General features: G+C 61.2%; 17 protein-coding genes. 14 read left to right on the forward strand and 3 right to left on the reverse strand.

Annotated features, from left to right (window positions below):
- Positions 1-16: 16 nt before the first annotated feature.
- The 6 genes from KUG85_RS09900 to KUG85_RS09925 all read left to right on the forward strand — a co-directional run bounded on the left by KUG85_RS09900 (position 17) and on the right by KUG85_RS09925 (position 6,543).
- Positions 17-1,003: a hypothetical protein gene (locus KUG85_RS09900; RefSeq protein ID WP_223005058.1), complete on the forward strand. Its 987-nt coding sequence runs from the start codon at positions 17-19 to the stop codon at positions 1,001-1,003.
- A gap of 74 nt (positions 1,004-1,077) precedes the next feature.
- Positions 1,078-2,004, forward strand: coding sequence for a histone deacetylase family protein (locus tag KUG85_RS09905; RefSeq protein ID WP_223005258.1), 927 nt, complete (start codon positions 1,078-1,080; stop codon positions 2,002-2,004).
- A 3-nt stretch (positions 2,005-2,007) separates the two neighbouring features.
- On the forward strand, positions 2,008-2,259 hold the full coding sequence (locus KUG85_RS09910) for an exodeoxyribonuclease VII small subunit (RefSeq protein WP_025029491.1): 252 nt from the start codon (positions 2,008-2,010) through the stop codon (positions 2,257-2,259).
- A 175-nt stretch (positions 2,260-2,434) separates the two neighbouring features.
- On the forward strand, positions 2,435-4,351 hold the full coding sequence (gene dxs / locus KUG85_RS09915) for a 1-deoxy-D-xylulose-5-phosphate synthase (RefSeq protein WP_223005259.1): 1,917 nt from the start codon (positions 2,435-2,437) through the stop codon (positions 4,349-4,351).
- Positions 4,352-4,570: 219 nt separating this feature from the next.
- The gene (locus tag KUG85_RS09920; protein WP_223005059.1) at positions 4,571-5,305 is read left to right on the forward strand and encodes a TlyA family RNA methyltransferase; all 735 of its coding nucleotides are present in this window, start codon (positions 4,571-4,573) and stop codon (positions 5,303-5,305) included.
- On the forward strand, positions 5,302-6,543 hold the full coding sequence (locus tag KUG85_RS09925) for a class I SAM-dependent RNA methyltransferase (RefSeq protein ID WP_223005060.1): 1,242 nt from the start codon (positions 5,302-5,304) through the stop codon (positions 6,541-6,543). Before KUG85_RS09920 ends, KUG85_RS09925 begins: the two co-directional genes overlap by 4 nt.
- A 19-nt stretch (positions 6,544-6,562) precedes the next feature.
- Here the strand turns inward: KUG85_RS09925 and KUG85_RS09930 are convergent, their stop codons facing one another.
- The 3 genes from KUG85_RS09930 to KUG85_RS09940 all read right to left on the reverse strand — a co-directional run bounded on the left by KUG85_RS09930 (position 6,563) and on the right by KUG85_RS09940 (position 9,817).
- Positions 6,563-7,708: a Fic family protein gene (locus KUG85_RS09930; RefSeq protein WP_223005061.1), complete on the reverse strand. Its 1,146-nt coding sequence runs from the start codon at positions 7,706-7,708 to the stop codon at positions 6,563-6,565.
- A 136-nt stretch (positions 7,709-7,844) separates the two neighbouring features.
- The gene (gene tldD, locus KUG85_RS09935) at positions 7,845-9,263 is read right to left on the reverse strand and encodes a metalloprotease TldD (RefSeq protein WP_223005062.1); all 1,419 of its coding nucleotides are present in this window, start codon (positions 9,261-9,263) and stop codon (positions 7,845-7,847) included.
- A gap of 83 nt (positions 9,264-9,346) precedes the next feature.
- Positions 9,347-9,817: an invasion associated locus B family protein gene (locus KUG85_RS09940; RefSeq protein ID WP_244423510.1), complete on the reverse strand. Its 471-nt coding sequence runs from the start codon at positions 9,815-9,817 to the stop codon at positions 9,347-9,349.
- A 395-nt stretch (positions 9,818-10,212) separates the two neighbouring features.
- Between KUG85_RS09940 and coxB the strand changes: the two genes are divergently transcribed.
- The 8 genes from coxB (at position 10,213) to KUG85_RS09980 (ending at position 16,837) form a co-directional block, all read left to right on the forward strand.
- Entirely contained in the window at positions 10,213-11,073 is an 861-nt protein-coding gene (coxB, locus tag KUG85_RS09945; RefSeq protein WP_083212925.1) for a cytochrome c oxidase subunit II, read from the forward strand.
- A gap of 38 nt (positions 11,074-11,111) precedes the next feature.
- Positions 11,112-12,764 carry a cytochrome c oxidase subunit I gene (gene ctaD / locus KUG85_RS09950; RefSeq protein WP_007009826.1) on the forward strand — a complete coding sequence of 551 codons (1,653 nt, stop codon included), beginning with the start codon at positions 11,112-11,114 and terminating at the stop codon, positions 12,762-12,764.
- Positions 12,765-12,847: 83 nt separating this feature from the next.
- Entirely contained in the window at positions 12,848-13,786 is a 939-nt protein-coding gene (locus tag KUG85_RS09955) for a heme o synthase (RefSeq protein ID WP_223005063.1), read from the forward strand.
- 9 nt (positions 13,787-13,795) lie between these two features.
- Positions 13,796-13,951, forward strand: coding sequence for a hypothetical protein (locus KUG85_RS09960; protein WP_223005064.1), 156 nt, complete (start codon positions 13,796-13,798; stop codon positions 13,949-13,951).
- Between the two features lie 8 nt (positions 13,952-13,959).
- Entirely contained in the window at positions 13,960-14,574 is a 615-nt protein-coding gene (locus tag KUG85_RS09965; RefSeq protein ID WP_065816074.1) for a cytochrome c oxidase assembly protein, read from the forward strand.
- Between the two features lies 1 nt (position 14,575).
- Entirely contained in the window at positions 14,576-15,460 is an 885-nt protein-coding gene (locus KUG85_RS09970) for a cytochrome c oxidase subunit 3 (protein ID WP_223005065.1), read from the forward strand.
- Between the two features lie 211 nt (positions 15,461-15,671).
- The gene (locus KUG85_RS09975) at positions 15,672-16,088 is read left to right on the forward strand and encodes a DUF983 domain-containing protein (protein WP_223005066.1); all 417 of its coding nucleotides are present in this window, start codon (positions 15,672-15,674) and stop codon (positions 16,086-16,088) included.
- Positions 16,088-16,837: an SURF1 family protein gene (locus tag KUG85_RS09980; protein ID WP_223005067.1), complete on the forward strand. Its 750-nt coding sequence runs from the start codon at positions 16,088-16,090 to the stop codon at positions 16,835-16,837. The genes KUG85_RS09975 and KUG85_RS09980 overlap by 1 nt, the downstream gene beginning before the upstream one ends.
- Positions 16,838-16,840: the final 3 nt, after the last annotated feature.

Genomic DNA, 16,840 nt, shown 5'->3' on the forward strand with positions numbered 1-16,840 from the left:
CGCAGGGGGCTTTTCCATGTGGGATTTCGATATTGGCAGGACGCTGGCGATCATGGGCCGGACATGGCCTTTCATCGTGCTGCGCATGCTGGTCTATTTCGGTATCACGACGGCCTATATCTTCGCCACCGGAACGGGGGCGGGCATCGGCTACGGTGTGGGCCATATCTCGAGCGATCCCGGCGGTCCCGGTACATTTGCGCTCTGGGGCGGCATTGTCGGCTTTGGGCTGGTTTCCGCAATCGTCTACTGGATACGCGAATACATCCTCTACATCGTCAAGGCCGGCCATATCGCGGTGATGGTGCATCTGATCGACGGGCGGGATGTGCCCGATGGCAAGAACCAGATCACCTATGCGCGTCAGGAAGTGACGGCGCGTTTTGCCGAGGCAAATGTGCTTTTTGTTCTCGATCAGCTCGTAAAGGGCGTGATTCGCGTCTTGACCGGACTGCTGGGCGGGATTGCCGGTTTTCTGCCCATTCCCGGCCTCGACACACTCATGCGTTTCGTCAACACGGTGATCCGCATTGCGCTTACCTATGTCGATGAGATCATCCTTGGTTACAACATCCGCATCGGTTCCAGCACACCGTTCGAGACCGCACGGCAGGGCGTGGTGCTCTATGCCCAGAATGGCAGGACCATGCTGAAGAACGCTGTCTGGCTGGCGCTCTTCATGTGGCTTCTGACTTTTGTCGTCTTCCTCGTCATGCTGGCACCGGCCGGAGCGATCCTCTACGCCATGCCGGGGCAACTGGCGGGCTGGGCCTTTGTGCTGGCCATTGTCTTCGCATGGGCGGTGAAGGCCGCGCTCATCGAGCCCTTTGCCATTGCCGCGCTGATGTCCGTCTATTTCAAGGTTATCGAGGGACAGACACCCAATCGCGAATGGGATGAGCGGCTGAGCAGCGCATCAAGGCAGTTCCGCGAATTGAAGGAACGAGCGCTGGAAACCGTGGGTGTCCGTTCACGTGCAACGCCGGCAAAACCAGCCGGGTGAAACCTTGTTGACATGCGCGCAAAGCGCGGCAACCCATCATGGCCAAGCCATGGTTTGGCCACTACACTTATGGGATGAGAACCCGCTTCTACACACACCCAATCTGCCGTGAGCACCTCACACCGCCCGGCCACCCCGAGCGGCCCGATCGCCTGCGGGTGATCGTCGACCGGCTGGACGACGAGCCCTTCGCCTATCTCGAACGGCTTGAGGCACCGCTGGCTGATGAAGAGACGGTGCTTCTCGCGCACCCGGCCGAGCATCTCGACAAGGTGAAGGCCAGCATTCCGGACGAGGGGCTGGCCGTGATTGATGATGACACGACCGTGAGTCCGAAGAGCCTGGAAGCCGCGCTGACGGCCATCGGCGGGGCACTGGCCGGCGTGGACGACGTGTTTTCGGGCGAGGCCGGGAACGTTTTTGTTGCCGGACGTCCGCCCGGCCACCATGCCGAGAAGAACCGGGCCATGGGCTTCTGTCTCTTCAACAATGCCGCCATTGCAGCCCGCTACGCGCAGAAGAAACACGGTGCAGAGCGCATCGCCATCGTCGACTGGGATGTGCATCACGGCAATGGAACCCAGGATGTCTTCTGGGACGATCCGAGCGTGCTCTACTGCTCCACGCACCAGATGCCGCTTTACCCGGGCACGGGTGCAGCCCATGAAACGGGCGCCGGCAACATCGTCAACGCGCCGCTGCCTGCAGGCTCCGGTTCGGAGGCTTTCCGCGAGGCGTTCGACGAAAAGGTGCTGCCGGCGATCGACCGGTTTGCGCCCGACCTGATCATCATCTCCGCCGGTTTCGATGCACACCGGCGCGACCCGCTGGCGGAACTCAATCTGGAAGCCGATGATTTCGACTGGGCGACCGGCGTTCTGATGGAGCGGGCCGACCGTTTGTCACAGGGGCGGGTTGTCAGCCTGCTTGAAGGTGGGTACGACCTGCAGGGGCTTTCCGTGTCGGTCGCTGCGCATGTCGGCCGTTTATTGAAGGGATAAGAGATGGCCGAAGAAGCCAACAGCGACATCAAGGGCATGAGCTTCGAGCAGGCGCTCGAGGCGCTGGAGAAGATCGTTGAGGATCTCGAGCGTGGCGATGTGCCGCTCGACCAGTCGATCAGGATTTATGAGCGCGGCGAGGCGCTGAAGAAGCATTGCGACCAGCTCCTGAAGTCTGCCGAGGACAAGGTGGAGAAGATCCGCCTGTCGCGTGAAGGCCAGGCCGCCGGCAGCGAGCCGCTCGACGAGGGCTGAGCCCGAAATAATTCCGGGGCCCGCAACCTCTGTACATTTGTTTGTGCGGGGGTTGTTTTGTATTCGTGGTTCGAAAATCAGGTTCCGGTGAAACTGTACTGTTTCATCGCATTGCGTTTACTTTGCGTGGCCGAAGCCCTATGTCGAAGTGATGCAAACAGCCGAGGTGACGCGCGTGAAATCGCCGCCCGACACACCCCTTCTTGATACGGTCGGCACACCCGCCGACCTGAAGCGCCTTTCACAGGACGACCTTCCCCAGCTTGCCGACGAGCTGCGCGCGGAACTGATCGATGCGGTTTCGAAGACCGGTGGCCATCTGGGGGCCGGGCTTGGCGTGGTCGAACTGACCGTGGCGCTGCACTATGTGTTCGACACACCGGACGACCGGCTGATCTGGGACGTGGGCCACCAGGCCTATCCGCACAAAATCCTCACCGGGCGGCGCGACCGCATCCGCACGCTGCGCCAGGAAGGGGGGCTCTACGGCTTCACCAAGCGGTCGGAAAGCGAATACGATCCCTTCGGCACTGCGCATTCCTCGACGTCCATCTCGGCCGGCCTCGGCATGGCCGTTGCCCATGGGCTCGCAGGGGAAAAGCGCAATGTGATTGCGGTGATCGGCGACGGCGCCATGTCGGCCGGCATGGCCTATGAGGCGATGAACAATGCCGGTGCGCTCGATGCGCGGCTCATCGTCATTTTGAACGACAACGACATGTCGATTGCGCCGCCGCAGGGCGCGATGAGCGCCTATCTGGCGCGTCTCGCCTCCGGGCGCACCTATCAGGGTGTACGCGATTTCGGCAAGAAGCTGACTTCCTATCTCGGCGAGGGTATCGACCGCGCCATCACGCGCGCCGTGGAGCACGCGCGCGGTTATGTGACCGGCGGTACGCTGTTTGAGGAAATGGGGTTCTTCCATATCGGCCCCATTGACGGGCACAACTTAAAGCACCTCGTTCCGGTTTTGAAGAATGTGCGCGACAACGGAAACGGGCCGGTGCTCATCCATGTGGTGACGAAGAAGGGCAAGGGCTATCCACCAGCCGAGGCCGCTGCCGACAAGTATCATGGCGTCAACAGGTTCGACGTCATCACCGGCGCGCAGGCCAAGGCGCCTGCCAATGCGCCGAGCTACACCAAGGTGTTTGCTCAGTCGCTGGTTCAGGAAGCGCGCGAGGACGAGCGGATTGTCGCTGTGACGGCCGCCATGCCGTCGGGGACGGGGCTCGACCTTTTCGAGAAGGAGTTCCCCGAGCGCACCTTCGATGTCGGCATTGCCGAGCAGCACGCGGTGACGTTCGCCGCCGGTTTGGCAACCGAGGGGCTGCGCCCGTTTGCGGCGATCTATTCGACCTTTCTGCAGCGCGGCTATGACCAGGTGGTGCATGACGTGGCGCTGCAGAACCTGCCGGTGCGTTTTGCCATCGACCGGGCGGGTTTTGTCGGTGCCGATGGCCCCACCCATTGCGGCGCGTTCGACATCACCTATCTGGCCAGCCTGCCGAATTTCGTCGTCATGGCAGCAAGCGACGAGGCGGAACTGCGGCACATGGTGCGCACGGCCGTCGAACACGATCAGGGCCCCATCGCCTTCCGCTATCCGCGTGGCAATGGCGTGGGCGTGGAGATGCCCGAGCGCGGCGAAGTGCTGGAACTCGGCAGGGGACGGGTGATGCGCGAGGGCACGAAGGTGGCGCTGCTGTCGCTCGGAAGCAGACTTGAGGACTGTTTGAAGGCGGCGGACGAACTGGATGCAGCCGGCCTTTCGACAACCGTGGCCGATGCGCGGTTCGCCAAGCCGCTGGACACGGCACTCATCCGGCGTCTGGCGCTGGAGCATGAGGTGCTGATACCCATTGAGGAGGGCGCGATTGGCGGCTTCGGCTCGCATGTTCTGAACTTCCTGGCCCATGAAGGTCTGCTTGAGAGCGGCGTGAAGGTGCGACCCATGGCCATGCCGGATCGCTTCATCAACCATGCCCGGCCCGAGCGTATGGTGGAGGATGCGGGGCTCGATGCAGGAGCGATTGTGCGCACCGTGTTTGCTGCCTTGGGGCAGAGTGCCGAGAGTGCAGCGCGTGCATGAGAATAGGGCGAGGGCGAAGAGGGGCGCAGTCTACACCCCTCTGGCCTGCCGGCCATCTCCCCCACAAGCGGGGAGATCGGGCTGCAGGAAAGCAGCACTCTCCCTTGATCGTCTGGCAGGACCAGTGACACCTCCAATCTCCCCCCTTGAGGGGGAGATGCCTGGCAAGGCAGAGGGGGGTGAACTGCGCCGTCCAAAGATGCCGTGCGGACCGCCGGCATGAGGCTCGACCAGTTTCTCGTAGAACGTGGATTTTTCGACAGTCGCGCCCGCGCGCGCGATGCAATTCTGCGCGGTACAGTGCAAGTGGATGGAGCACCGGCGAGAAAGCCGGGGCAGACGGTTGCGCCCACTGCCGGGGTCGCCGTCGACGACCCGGCAAGCGCCTATGTTTCGCGCGCCGCACTGAAACTCCTGCACGGCCTCGACGTTTTCGGTTTCGACCCGGCAGGTTGCCATGCACTCGACATCGGCGCCTCGACCGGCGGGTTCACGCAGGTGCTTCTGGAGCGCGGTGCGGACCATGTCACGGCCATCGATGTGGGCACCGGCCAGATGGATGCGCGCATTGCCGGCGATCCGCGCGTGACCGCGCTGGAAGGGGTGAATGCACGGCACCTGGGCACGGAGCACCTGGGCGCGCGGACACCGGATTTTCTCGTTTCGGATGTGAGCTTCATTTCGCTCAAGCTCGCCCTGCCGCCGGCGCTCGCCCTTGCCGCGCCGGGAGCGCGCGCCATCTTTCTGGTGAAGCCGCAATTCGAGGCGGGCCGGGAGGCGATCGGCAAGGGCGGATTGCTGCGCGATCCGGCGCGCGCGGAGGAGATTGCCGACGATCTGAAGAATTGGCTGGGGACGAATGCCGGCTGGCAGGCGACAGGGCTTGCGCCATCACCCATCGAAGGCGGAGACGGAAACCGCGAATTTCTACTGGCCGGGCGCAAGGACAAATGAGCGAAACGCTGACGATTGATCATCTGGGTGCACAGGGCGACGGTGTGGCAGCCTCGCCGGCGGGTCCCGTCTATGTGCCATTTGCTCTTCCGGGTGAAGTGGTGGAAGCGGACGTGCGCAAGGGGCGCGCTGCAAAGACCATATTGCGCAAGGCCGCTCCCGAGCGTGTGGAGCCGGCATGCCGGCATTTTGGCGATTGCGGCGGCTGCGCGGTGCAGCACCTCGAGAGCGAAGCCTATCTCGCCTGGAAACGCGAGAAAGTGGTGGGCGCACTGGCAACACGCGGCATCAAGACCGAAGTGGATGAGACGCTTGCCTGCCCGCCGCATTCGCGCCGCCGAGTAACGTTTACCGCAAGGCGGTTGGGTTCGGAAGTTCTTCTGGGCTTCAATGCCGCGCAATCCCATCGCATCGTCGTGGTCGAGGAATGTCCGGTGGCAACACCCGGCATTGTCGCCGCGCTTGAGGACCTGCGGGTTCTGGCAAAGGCCATAGCCGCGACGCCAAAGCCCTTTCACCTGACGGTGACGGAAACCCGCACCGGCCTCGACATTGCAGCCGCCGGCGCTGGGCGGCTTGGCGAAAAACAGCGCCGTGCGGTGATCGATCTGGCGCTGGCAAAGGGATTTGCCCGGCTTTCGGCCGATGGCGAGATCATCGTGGAAGGCCGGAAGCCCAGCGTGATGTTTGCAGACGTGCCGGTGGCCATTCCGCCGGCAGGTTTTTTGCAGGCCACGCTTGCTGCGGAAGAGGCAATGGCCGGATTGGTGAGCAAACACCTGGAAGGGTGCAAGCACGTTGCCGACCTCTTCGCCGGCAGTGGCACGTTCGCGCTGCGGCTGGCGCAGAAAGCACGGGTCTATGCGGCTGAAGGCGATGCGATTGCGCTTGTCACGCTCGATATTGCCGCACGGCAATGGCCGTCTTTGAAGCCGGTGACTGCGGAAAAGCGCGATCTTTTTCATCGTCCGCTGCTGACGAAGGAACTGGCGCAGTTCGACGGGCTGGTGTTCGACCCGCCGCGCGCGGGGGCGGAGTTTCAATGCCGGCAGATTGCGCGTTCAGAGGTGAAACGGGTGGCTGCGGTTTCGTGCAATCCGGGCACGCTGGCGCGGGATCTGGCGATCCTTGTGGCCGGGGGCTACCGGGTCACGCGGATTGTTCCGATCGATCAGTTTCTCTGGTCGCCGCATGTGGAAGCGGTGGCGCTTCTGGAGAAGAAGCCAAAGCGGCGCTGATGGATGCCAAGGCTGGCTTTTAGCTGCCTGCTCTCAACACTCCCTTTGCTACGAAGAACTCCGGCATCGAAAAGCCATCCATTTTTTCGAGAATTCCTATCTTCTCAAGGTTTGCAATCGTCATGCGGGCTGCTCGATGAGTGACACCGAGCAAATTTTGTACAATCGGTGTGCTGACCGCAGGGGAGGAGAAAAGATGATCGATCAAGATGATAACGTTGTTTGATTTGAATTCTTTCATGGCTCGCTCTCGGTAGTCAGCCTGTAGGTTGAGCATCCGGTCTACTACCTCTACCGATGAGGTGCAGGTGTCTTCACAGGCCTTCAGGAAGAAGCGAATCCAGCTTGTCCAATCCCCCTTTGCGGAGACATCGAACATGCGGTCGATGTAGGTATCCTTCCGGCTTTCCAGGGTGGCGCTGGGATAGAAAACGGGTTCGGAGATGAGACCGCGGGCAAGAAGAATCAGTGGGATGAGAATGCGCCCCACCCGACCGTTTCCATCGGAGAAGGGATGGATCGTCTCAAACTGATAATGAACCAGCGCTGCTTCGATCAACGGTGGAATGTCGGCGGGCGTCTCGCGGTTGATGAATGCTTCCAGCTCATCCATCGCCTTCATTGTTTCAGACGGGGGTGGAGGAACAAATCTCGCCTTTGCCGGCGTCGGTCCGCCGATCCAGTTCTGCTCTTTCTTGTATTCACCCGGACGCTTGTGACCGCCCCTTTGATTTGACAGACCAGTCAGAAGTTTTTCATGGGCTTCGCGGATCAACCGGTGGCAAATGGGAAGCTGTTTCATGAGGCCTACCGAATGGGTCAATGCCTTCACGTAGTTGAGCACTTCCCGCGTATCAGCCTTTCCGGCCCCTTCCGCACCAGCTTCAAGCAGAGCCAACTCGTCGCTGGTCGTGAATGTCCCCTCCATTGCAGACGAGAGCAGTGCTTCACGACGCTGTAGCGGCCTTATGATCAGGCCAGGATTGCTGAGCTGGACCATCTTTGCATTCAGCATCCCGATCGCCGCCATCGCGGCACCGTACTCCTTGAAGATTGATGCGAAATCAATCTCAGGCGGAAGAGGTGCCGGCACAAAAGCCTTTGCATTCTCAATCGTATCGACGAGATGGCCGGGGGCCATGGGAGAAAACTGTTCCAAGTTCATTTGATACCAAAGAGCCTGTTGGGTATCAAAACCTTGAAGGAATGTTACACAAGTAGCAATCAGCCGAGATTGTGATACAAAGAAGGGTGTTTTGTATCATTTGAAATCTGTGTGATCAACCTGCGCTGGAAATCCATCAGGTCTGCGTGCCGCCCACGGTCATCTGGTCCATGCGCAGATGCGGCTGGCCGACGCCGACGGGCACGCCCTGTCCGGCCTTGCCGCACATGCCGATGCCATTGTCGAGGGTCATGTCATTGCCGACCATGGAAACGCGGTGCATGGCGTCTGGTCCATTGCCGATCAGCATGGCGCCCTTCACGGGCTGGGTAACCTTGCCGTCCTCGATCATGTAGGCCTCGGTGCAGCCGAACACGAACTTGCCGGAGGTGATGTCCACCTGACCGCCGCCGAAGGACACGGCGTAAATGCCCTTCTTTACAGAGGCGATGATTTCTTCGGGCGTCCTGTCGCCGCCCGTCATGTAGGTGTTGGTCATGCGGGGCATGGGCTCATGCGCATAGGATTCGCGCCGACCGTTGCCGGTGGGGGCCATGCCCATCAGGCGGGCGTTCTGGCGGTCCTGCATGTAGCCGACCAGCTTTCCGTCCTCGATCAGGACGTTGCGGCCCGACGGTGTGCCTTCATCGTCGATGGTGAGCGAGCCGCGGCGCTCCGAGATGGTGCCGTCATCGACAACGGTCACGCCTTTTGCTGCGACCTGTTCGCCCATCAGGCCGGCAAAGGCTGAGGTCTTCTTGCGGTTGAAGTCGCCTTCGAGCCCGTGCCCGACGGCTTCATGCAGCATCACACCCGGCCAGCCATTGGCGAGCACGATATCGAAGGTGCCGGCAGGCGCGGGAACGGCTTCCAGATTGACGAGCGCCTGGCGCAGCGCCTCGCTCGCGGCGAACTGCCAGGAATCCTCGGCCAGAAACTCACCAAAACTCTTGCGTCCGCCCATGCCATAGGAGCCCGTTTCCTGCCGGTCGCCATCGCCGACCATGACGGAGACATTGACGCGAACGAGCGGGCGGATGTCGCGGGCGATCTGGCCGTCGGCACGCACGATTTCCACATGCTGCCATGAGGCGGCGAGCGAGGCGGTGACCTGCCGCACACGGGGGTCTTTCGCTCGAAGCCAGCCATCGATTTCCTGCAGGAGCTTCGCTTTTTCCTCGAAGCCTGGTGAGGCGATCGGGTTCTCCTCTCCATAAAGACGCTGATTCGTGCCGGCGGGAGCGGTGGCGAGCTTGCCGGAATACCCATCTTTCACAGTCGAGACGGCATCGGCGGCACGGCGCAGCGAGGCTTCGGTCAACTCGCTGGAATGGGCATAGCCCGAGGCTTCACCGGCAACGGCGCGCAGGCCAAAACCCTGGTCGGTGTTGAAGCTGGCGGTCTTCAGGCGTCCATCGTCGAAAACAAGCGCTTCTCCTTCCCTGAATTCAAGGAAAAGTTCTCCGTCATCCGCGCCGCTGATCGTGTCGGCAATGAGGGATTTCAGACGATCAGGGGAGCAGTCGAAGGCGTCGAGAAGCGATTTGGCGGTCATGTACAATATCCTGTCGAAACTCCCTTTCATTTAAGGGAGCACGTGCACGCAATCCAGTGCAGCTTGAACAGGAACTTCCGCGATTAGCGGGGCAGGGCGTCGAAACCTTCCGCGAAACCGTTGAGGTCGACGGGGATGCCAATGCCTTCTTCCGGGGTCTGGAAGACGATGAAGGTGGCGGACTGGCCGGTCTTGAAGGTTTCCACAAGCTGATCCTCAAGGATCACCTCGGCATAGCAGCCATCCTGGAAGCAGCGCACGAAATAGGCGCGGCCGATATCCTTGCCGTCCACATTGAGGCCTAGCCCGTTTGGCAGGAGCACGCCGAGCGGCGCCAGAACACGCAGGATCTCGGCCTTTCCATCGGCGGTGCGCAGCACGACGACCGAAAGGCCCATTTCCGGCCGGTCTTCTGCGACGACATTCTGCATCATCGCGCATTGCTCGCTGGAGGCGCCGGCGGGCGTGTCGCAGAGGATCGACCAGGCACCATGAGTCGAGCGAACCGTCCCGCTCTGCTGCGCATGCGCGCCCAGGACGGGGAAAACGGTCATCGCGAGCGCGGCTGCCGCGCATTTGAGGAAGGACGTGCTCATGGTTCCTGGCTCCCGTACGAATCAGGGCAATTTATCCTGCGATCGCGGTTGGCGAAAAGGGATGGCGTCGGCAAAAGATTGGGAAAACCCGTTTATGCGAAATCAATAATGACATTTGCGGGCAATTCCGACCGAAATGGGACGCCCCGGCGTTTTGTGCTATTGCACTTTCAATATGGACGGCAGTATGAGCCTGCCGAAGGGGCGCAAAAATGCCGCACGTCGCATCCAACGCCTTCCTTGCGGTTCAAATGAGAGTATGGTTTGAACGCGCCTATAAAAAGCCAGAATTCCCTTTGCGGCAAAACCGGACCGTCCGGCTTGCCGTGTCGCCACGGGAGATGACGAGGGTTATGAAGAATATCGCTGTTGGCCTTGCCACTCTGCCGTTTCTCGCCACGGGCGCCGTTGCTGCGCAACCTGAGCCCTGGCAGATGCGCTTTCAACCGGCCGCAACCGGCATCATGCATGAGATCACCTGGTTCGAGGAATACACTTTGTGGTTCATCGTGCCGATCACCATTCTGGTGATGGCCCTGCTGGCCTGGTGCATCCTGCGTTTCCGCGCAAAGGCAAACCCCACGCCGTCGCGCACCAGCCACAACACGCTGATCGAAGTCATCTGGACTGTTGGTCCGGTGATCGTGCTTCTGTTCCTGGCGGTGCCGTCCTTCCAGCTTCTGACGGCGCAGTACACGCCTGAGGAGGAGCCGGCATTCACCATCAAGGCGACCGGCGTCCAGTGGTACTGGGACTACGAATACCAGCTTGAAGAGCCCGTTTCCTTCAGCTCTCTCATGCTCAAGGAAGACGAGCGCGCCGACGCAGGCAAGGAAGACAAGTCCGTCTATCCGCGCCTTCTGGCAGTGGACAATGAAATCGTTGTCCCCGTGGACGCCACCGTGCGCGTTCTCGTGACGGCCAGCGACGTGATCCACGCTTTTGCCATGCCGGCTTTCGGCATCAAGGTGGACGCCGTTCCCGGCCGCATCAACGAGACCTGGTTCAAGGCCGAGAAGGAAGGCCTTTATTATGGCCAGTGCTCGGAACTGTGCGGCAAGGACCATGCCTATATGCCGATTGCCATCCGCGTTGTGGCTCAAGACCAATATGACACCTGGATCGCAGCCGCGGGCGAGGACCTCGCCGGCGCCAACAAGGCTTTGATGGCCGCGATCGAGGGCAAGACGAAAGTTGCGTCTGCTGGCGAATGAGCCGGCAGACGTCTAGAGAGGAAATGGAGCGGTAGGAAATGGCAGGCGCTACAACCCAAGACGCCCATGGCGAACACAAGCCAACCGGATGGACCCGGTGGGTTTATTCCACCAACCACAAGGACATCGGCACGCTCTACCTGATCTTCGCCATCTGCGCGGGTATCATCGGCGGCTTCCTGTCCGTCATGATGCGCTGGGAGCTTGCTGAGCCCGGCATCCAGATTTTCCATGGCCTTGCCGCCATGGTCTACGGTTTCGAGGGCGATGCAGCCATCGACGCCGGCAAGCACATGTTCAACGTGTTCACCACGGCGCACGGCCTCATCATGATCTTCTTCATGGTCATGCCCGCGCTGATCGGCGGCTTCGCCAACTGGATGGTGCCGATTATGATCGGTGCGCCGGATATGGCGTTCCCGCGGATGAACAACATCTCGTTCTGGCTTCTTCCGCCGGCGTTCATTCTTCTGCTCATGTCCCTCTTCGTTCAGGGGCCGGCCGGTGCTTACGGTACGGGTGGCGGCTGGACGATCTATCCGCCGCTTTCGACGTCCGGTCAGCCCGGCCCCGCAATGGATCTCGCAATTCTGTCGATCCACATTGCCGGTGCTTCGTCGATCCTCGGCGCGATCAACTTCATCACCACCATCTTCAACATGCGCGCTCCGGGCATGACGCTGCACAAGATGCCGCTGTTTGCCTGGTCGGTGCTGATTACCGCGTTCCTGCTTCTCTTGTCGCTCCCGGTTCTGGCCGGCGGCATCACCATGCTTCTGACGGACCGCAACTTCGGCACCACGTTCTTTGCGCCTGAAGGCGGCGGCGACCCGATCCTGTTCCAGCATCTGTTCTGGTTCTTCGGTCATCCGGAAGTGTACATTCTGATCCTGCCGGGCTTCGGCATTGTCAGCCACATCGTCTCGACCTTCTCGAGAAAGCCGATTTTCGGTTATCTCGGCATGGCTTACGCCATGGTCGCCATTGGCGCCGTCGGCTTCATCGTGTGGGCGCACCACATGTACACGACCGGCCTGTCGCTCGACACGCAGCGTTACTTCGTGTTCGCAACGATGGTGATCGCGGTTCCGACGGGCGTGAAGATCTTCTCGTGGATCGCCACCATGTGGGGCGGTTCCATCGAGTTCCGCACGCCGATGATCTGGGCCATCGCCTTCATCTTCCTGTTCACCGTTGGCGGTGTGACGGGCGTGCAGCTTGCCAATGCCGGTCTCGACCGAGCCATGCACGACACCTACTACGTGGTTGCACACTTCCATTACGTGCTGTCCATGGGCGCCGTGTTCGCGATTTTCGCGGCCTGGTACTACTGGTTCCCGAAGATGACGGGCTACATGTACAACTCGTTCATCGCCCGCGTTCACTTCTGGATCACCTTCATCGGCGTGAACGTCATCTTCTTCCCGCAGCACTTCCTGGGCCTGGCCGGCATGCCGCGCCGCTATATCGACTACCCGGATGCGTTTGCCGGCTGGAACATGGTGTCGTCCTACGGCTCCTATCTGGCGGCCATCGGTGTGCTGGTGTTCCTGTTCGGTGTGTTCGAGGCTTTCGCCAAGAAGCGTCCGGCCGGTGCCAACCCGTGGGGCGAGGGCGCGACGACGCTTGAGTGGCAGCTTTCTTCGCCGCCGCCTTTCCACCAGTGGGAACAGCTGCCGAAGATCCGCTGATCGCAGGCAAATACAAAGCATGAAGGTTGCGCGGCCCGTCTTCGAATGTGCCGCGCAACCGATTAACAGAACGAAGGCACAACATGGCACTGGTTGATCAGGAGCATATGGACGATACGGGGCTGCGCCTTTCCGAGGCAGCGCCCGGCGATTTCATTGCGCTGTTGAAGCCGCGCGTGATGTCGCTTGTCGTCTTTACGGCTTTTGTGGGCATGGTGATGGCACCGGGGGTGCCGAACCCGCTGCTCGCCATGATCTCCATCGCGGCCATCGCCGTCGGTGCAGGCGCCTCGGGCGCGCTCAACATGTGGTATGACGCCGACATTGATGCGGTGATGGGGCGCACGGCCCGCCGGCCCGTTCCGGCCGGTCGCGTCACGCCGGGCGAGGCGCTTGGCTTCGGTCTGGTGCTCTCGGCGTTTTCCGTCGCCACACTCGGCCTGATGGCCAACTGGACGGCGGCGGCGCTGCTGGCCTTCACGATTTTCTTCTACGCCGTGATCTACACGATGTGGCTCAAACGCTCGACGCCGCAGAACATCGTTATCGGCGGTGCCGCGGGTGCGCTGCCGCCGGTCGTTGGCTGGGCAGCGGTCACCGGCACGGTGAGCATGGAAAGCCTCGTGCTCTTCCTCATCATCTTCCTGTGGACGCCGCCGCACTTCTGGGCGCTGGCGCTTTTCAAATCGGGCGACTACGAGCGCGCGGGCATTCCAATGCTGCCCAATGTCGCCGGACATGCCGCGACCAAGAAGCAGATTTTCATCTATGCGCTGCTTCTCGCCGCAAGCGGTATCCTGCCGGTGGTGGCAGGTTTTGCGAGCTTTGCCTATGGCGCGGTTGCGGTCATTTTGGGGGCCGGCTTCGTCTGGTATTCCTGGCAGGTGCTGCGCATGCCCGAGAGCGATGCGGCCATGAAGCCCGCCAAGGCATTGTTCGGCTATTCGTTGCTCTATCTTTTCGTCCTGTTCACGGCGCTTCTCGCCGACCGGCTGCTTGCCAGCCTTGGCCTGGTTTCGTGAGGTGACATGATGGACAAGGAATTTATGAAGCCGACCGAAGCCCAGCTCAAGGCGCGCCGCAAGCGCTCCATTGCGCTTGCCATCGCGCTCGCCGTGTTTGTCGTGATCGTCTATATCGGCAGTCTGGCCAAGCTCGGTCCCGGCCTGTTCGAGCGTGCGATGTGAGGTGTGACATGAGCGGCGAGCAAGGAAGCCAGAAATCGGCAGCCGGAAACCGGAATCGCAATGCGGCGATCCTGTGTGTTGCCGTGGTTGGCGGCATGGTCGGCATGGCTTACGCCGCGGTCCCGCTCTACCAGCTTTTCTGCCAGGTGACGGGCTATGGCGGCACCACACAGCGTGTCGAGCAGTATTCCGATACGATTCTGGACCAGACCATCACCGTCCGGTTTGATGCCAACACAAACGGTGTTCCGTGGGAGTTCCAGCCGAAACAGCGCGAAGTGACGCTGCGTCTCGGCGAAACGAAGCAGATCTCCTACGTTTCGCGCAACCTTTCGAACGTGCCCACGTCGGGCACGGCAACCTTCAATGTTTCGCCGGCGCGGGCCGGTGCCTATTTCAACAAGGTTGAGTGCTTCTGCTTTACGGAACAGGAGTTGCAACCGGGGCAATCCTATGACATGCCGGTCGTGTTCTTTGTCGACCCGGAGATCGTCAACGTGCCTGAGTTGAAGAACCTGAAAACGATTACGCTTTCCTACACATTCTTCCCGCTTGAGAAGAAGGCGCCGGTGGCTGCCGCGCCCAAGACCAACACCAATCAGAACGAGAATCTCGGGGGCTGACATGGCCGACGCGCACGCAAAACATCACGACTATCACATCATCGACCCGAGCCCATGGCCTTTCCTTGGCTCGCTTGGCGCCCTGATCATGGCCATTGGCGGCATCGCCTGGATGAAGGCGCTCAACGGCTCGGAGTTCACCATCTTCGGTGTGGACCTTGCCGCGACCAATTTCTGGCTTTTCCTGATCGGTCTCTTCCTGGTGCTTTTCACCATGTATTCCTGGTGGGCCGACACCATCCGCGAAGGGCATGAGGGCCACCACACCCGCGTCGTTTCGCTTCATCTGCGCTACGGCATGATCATGTTCATCGCCTCGGAGCTGATGTTCTTCGTGGCATGGTTCTGGGCCTTCTTCGATGCGAGCCTGTTCCCGGGCGAGGCGGTGCAGGCAACGCGCGCCCAGTTCACCGGTGGCATGTGGCCGCCGGCAGGCGTCGAGGTTCTCGATCCCTTCCACCTGCCGCTCTACAACACGATCATCCTGCTGCTCTCCGGCACGACGGTGACCTGGGCCCACCATGCGTTGCTCGAAGACGATCGCAAGGGCCTGGTCTGGGGCCTGGTGCTAACGGTTGCACTCGGTGCTCTGTTCTCCTGTGTTCAGGTTTACGAGTACATGCACGCACCGTTTGCCTTCTCCGACTCGATCTATGGCGCGACCTTCTACATGGCGACCGGCTTCCACGGTTTCCACGTTCTCATCGGAACCATCTTCCTTCTGGTCTGCCTGCTGCGCGCCATGGCCGGCGACTTTACGCCGAAGCAGCATTTCGGCTTCGAGGCGGCTGCCTGGTACTGGCACTTCGTTGACGTGGTGTGGCTGTTCCTCTTCACTTTCGTCTATGTCTGGGCCTCGGCCGGTGCGACCGTCGCGCATGGCTGATATGGCAGCCTGAGAATGCGAGAGGCGGCTGGGGAAACCCGGCCGCTTTCTTTTTGGCCCGGTCGCTTTCTTTTTTGGGACGCATTCTCGTCCTATCCGTGGGATGCGTCACGGGGCGGCGTCGACCGGGCTGGACCCGCCGTGCTAGAGCGCACGGGCATGTAACCGGATGGACCTACTTCTCCCTGACCTGACGCGGGACTAAAACGACATGACCGAGCGACAGAACAACACACACGGTGACGAGCCGGTCGTCGATCAGGCGATCTGGCCGCCGGTCGATCCGGTCCGCGCCGGACTTGGCGGACGCTGCCCGCGCTGTGGCGAGGGGCGCCTCTTCTCCGGCTTTCTCACGGTCGGGCACCGCTGTCACAATTGCGGGCTCGATTACGGTTTTGCCGATGCGGGGGACGGACCGGCAGTGTTCGTTATCCTGATCATTGGTTTTCTGGTCGTGGGGCTGGCGCTGTGGATGGAGGTTTCACTCGGGCCTGCACTCTGGGTGCATTTCCTCATATGGATACCGCTTGCGCTGGTCCTTTGCCTCACGGCTCTCCGCCTCATGAAGGGCCTGCTGATAGCACTGCAATATCGCAACAAGGCAGAGCAGGGGGAACTCGAACGATAATGGCCGTGACTGAAGTCAAATCCTCCCGGTCGAGCCTCAACTGGCTTCTCCTGCTCCTGAGCCTTGTCGTGCTAATGTGCCTGCTGGCGCTGGGAACGTGGCAGGTGCAGCGGCTTCAATGGAAAGAGGCGCTGCTTGCGCAGATCGAAGCGCGGATCAACGCAGAACCGGCGGATCTCGCCAGCATCGAGCGCATCTACGCTGAAACCGGCGATGTCGAGTACCGGCCCATGCGCGTTGAGGGCGCCTTCCGGCACACGGGCGAGCGCCACTATTTCGCAACCTGGAAGGGACAGTCGGGCTACTTCGTCCACACCCCCCTCAGGCTCGAGGACGGGCGCTTTATCTTCGTCAATCGCGGGTTCGTGCCCTTCGACCGGAAGGACGCGGAAACACGCGCCGAAGGACAGATCGTCGGCGGTGTTCGCATCAGCGGGCTGGCGCGCAACGGGATTGGCGAAAAGCCGTCCTTCATCGTCCCCGACAACAACATCGGCCAGAACATCTTCTACTGGAAGGACCTCGGCACGATGGCGCGTACGGCGGGGCTGCCTGACACTGCCCGGGTGCTGCCGTTCTATGTCGACGCCGATGATTCGCCCAATGCCGGCGGTTTGCCCGTGGGCGGGGTGACACGCATCGACCTGCCGAACAGCCATCTGCAATATGCGATCACCTGGTATGGGCTTGCCGCGGCGCTCTGCGGCGTTCTGTTCGTCTGGTGGCGGCGCAACCGGCGGCGCTCCTGATCG

It is taken from the genome of Nitratireductor rhodophyticola, assembly GCF_019891355.1.
Taxonomy (GTDB): domain Bacteria; phylum Pseudomonadota; class Alphaproteobacteria; order Rhizobiales; family Rhizobiaceae; genus Nitratireductor; species Nitratireductor rhodophyticola.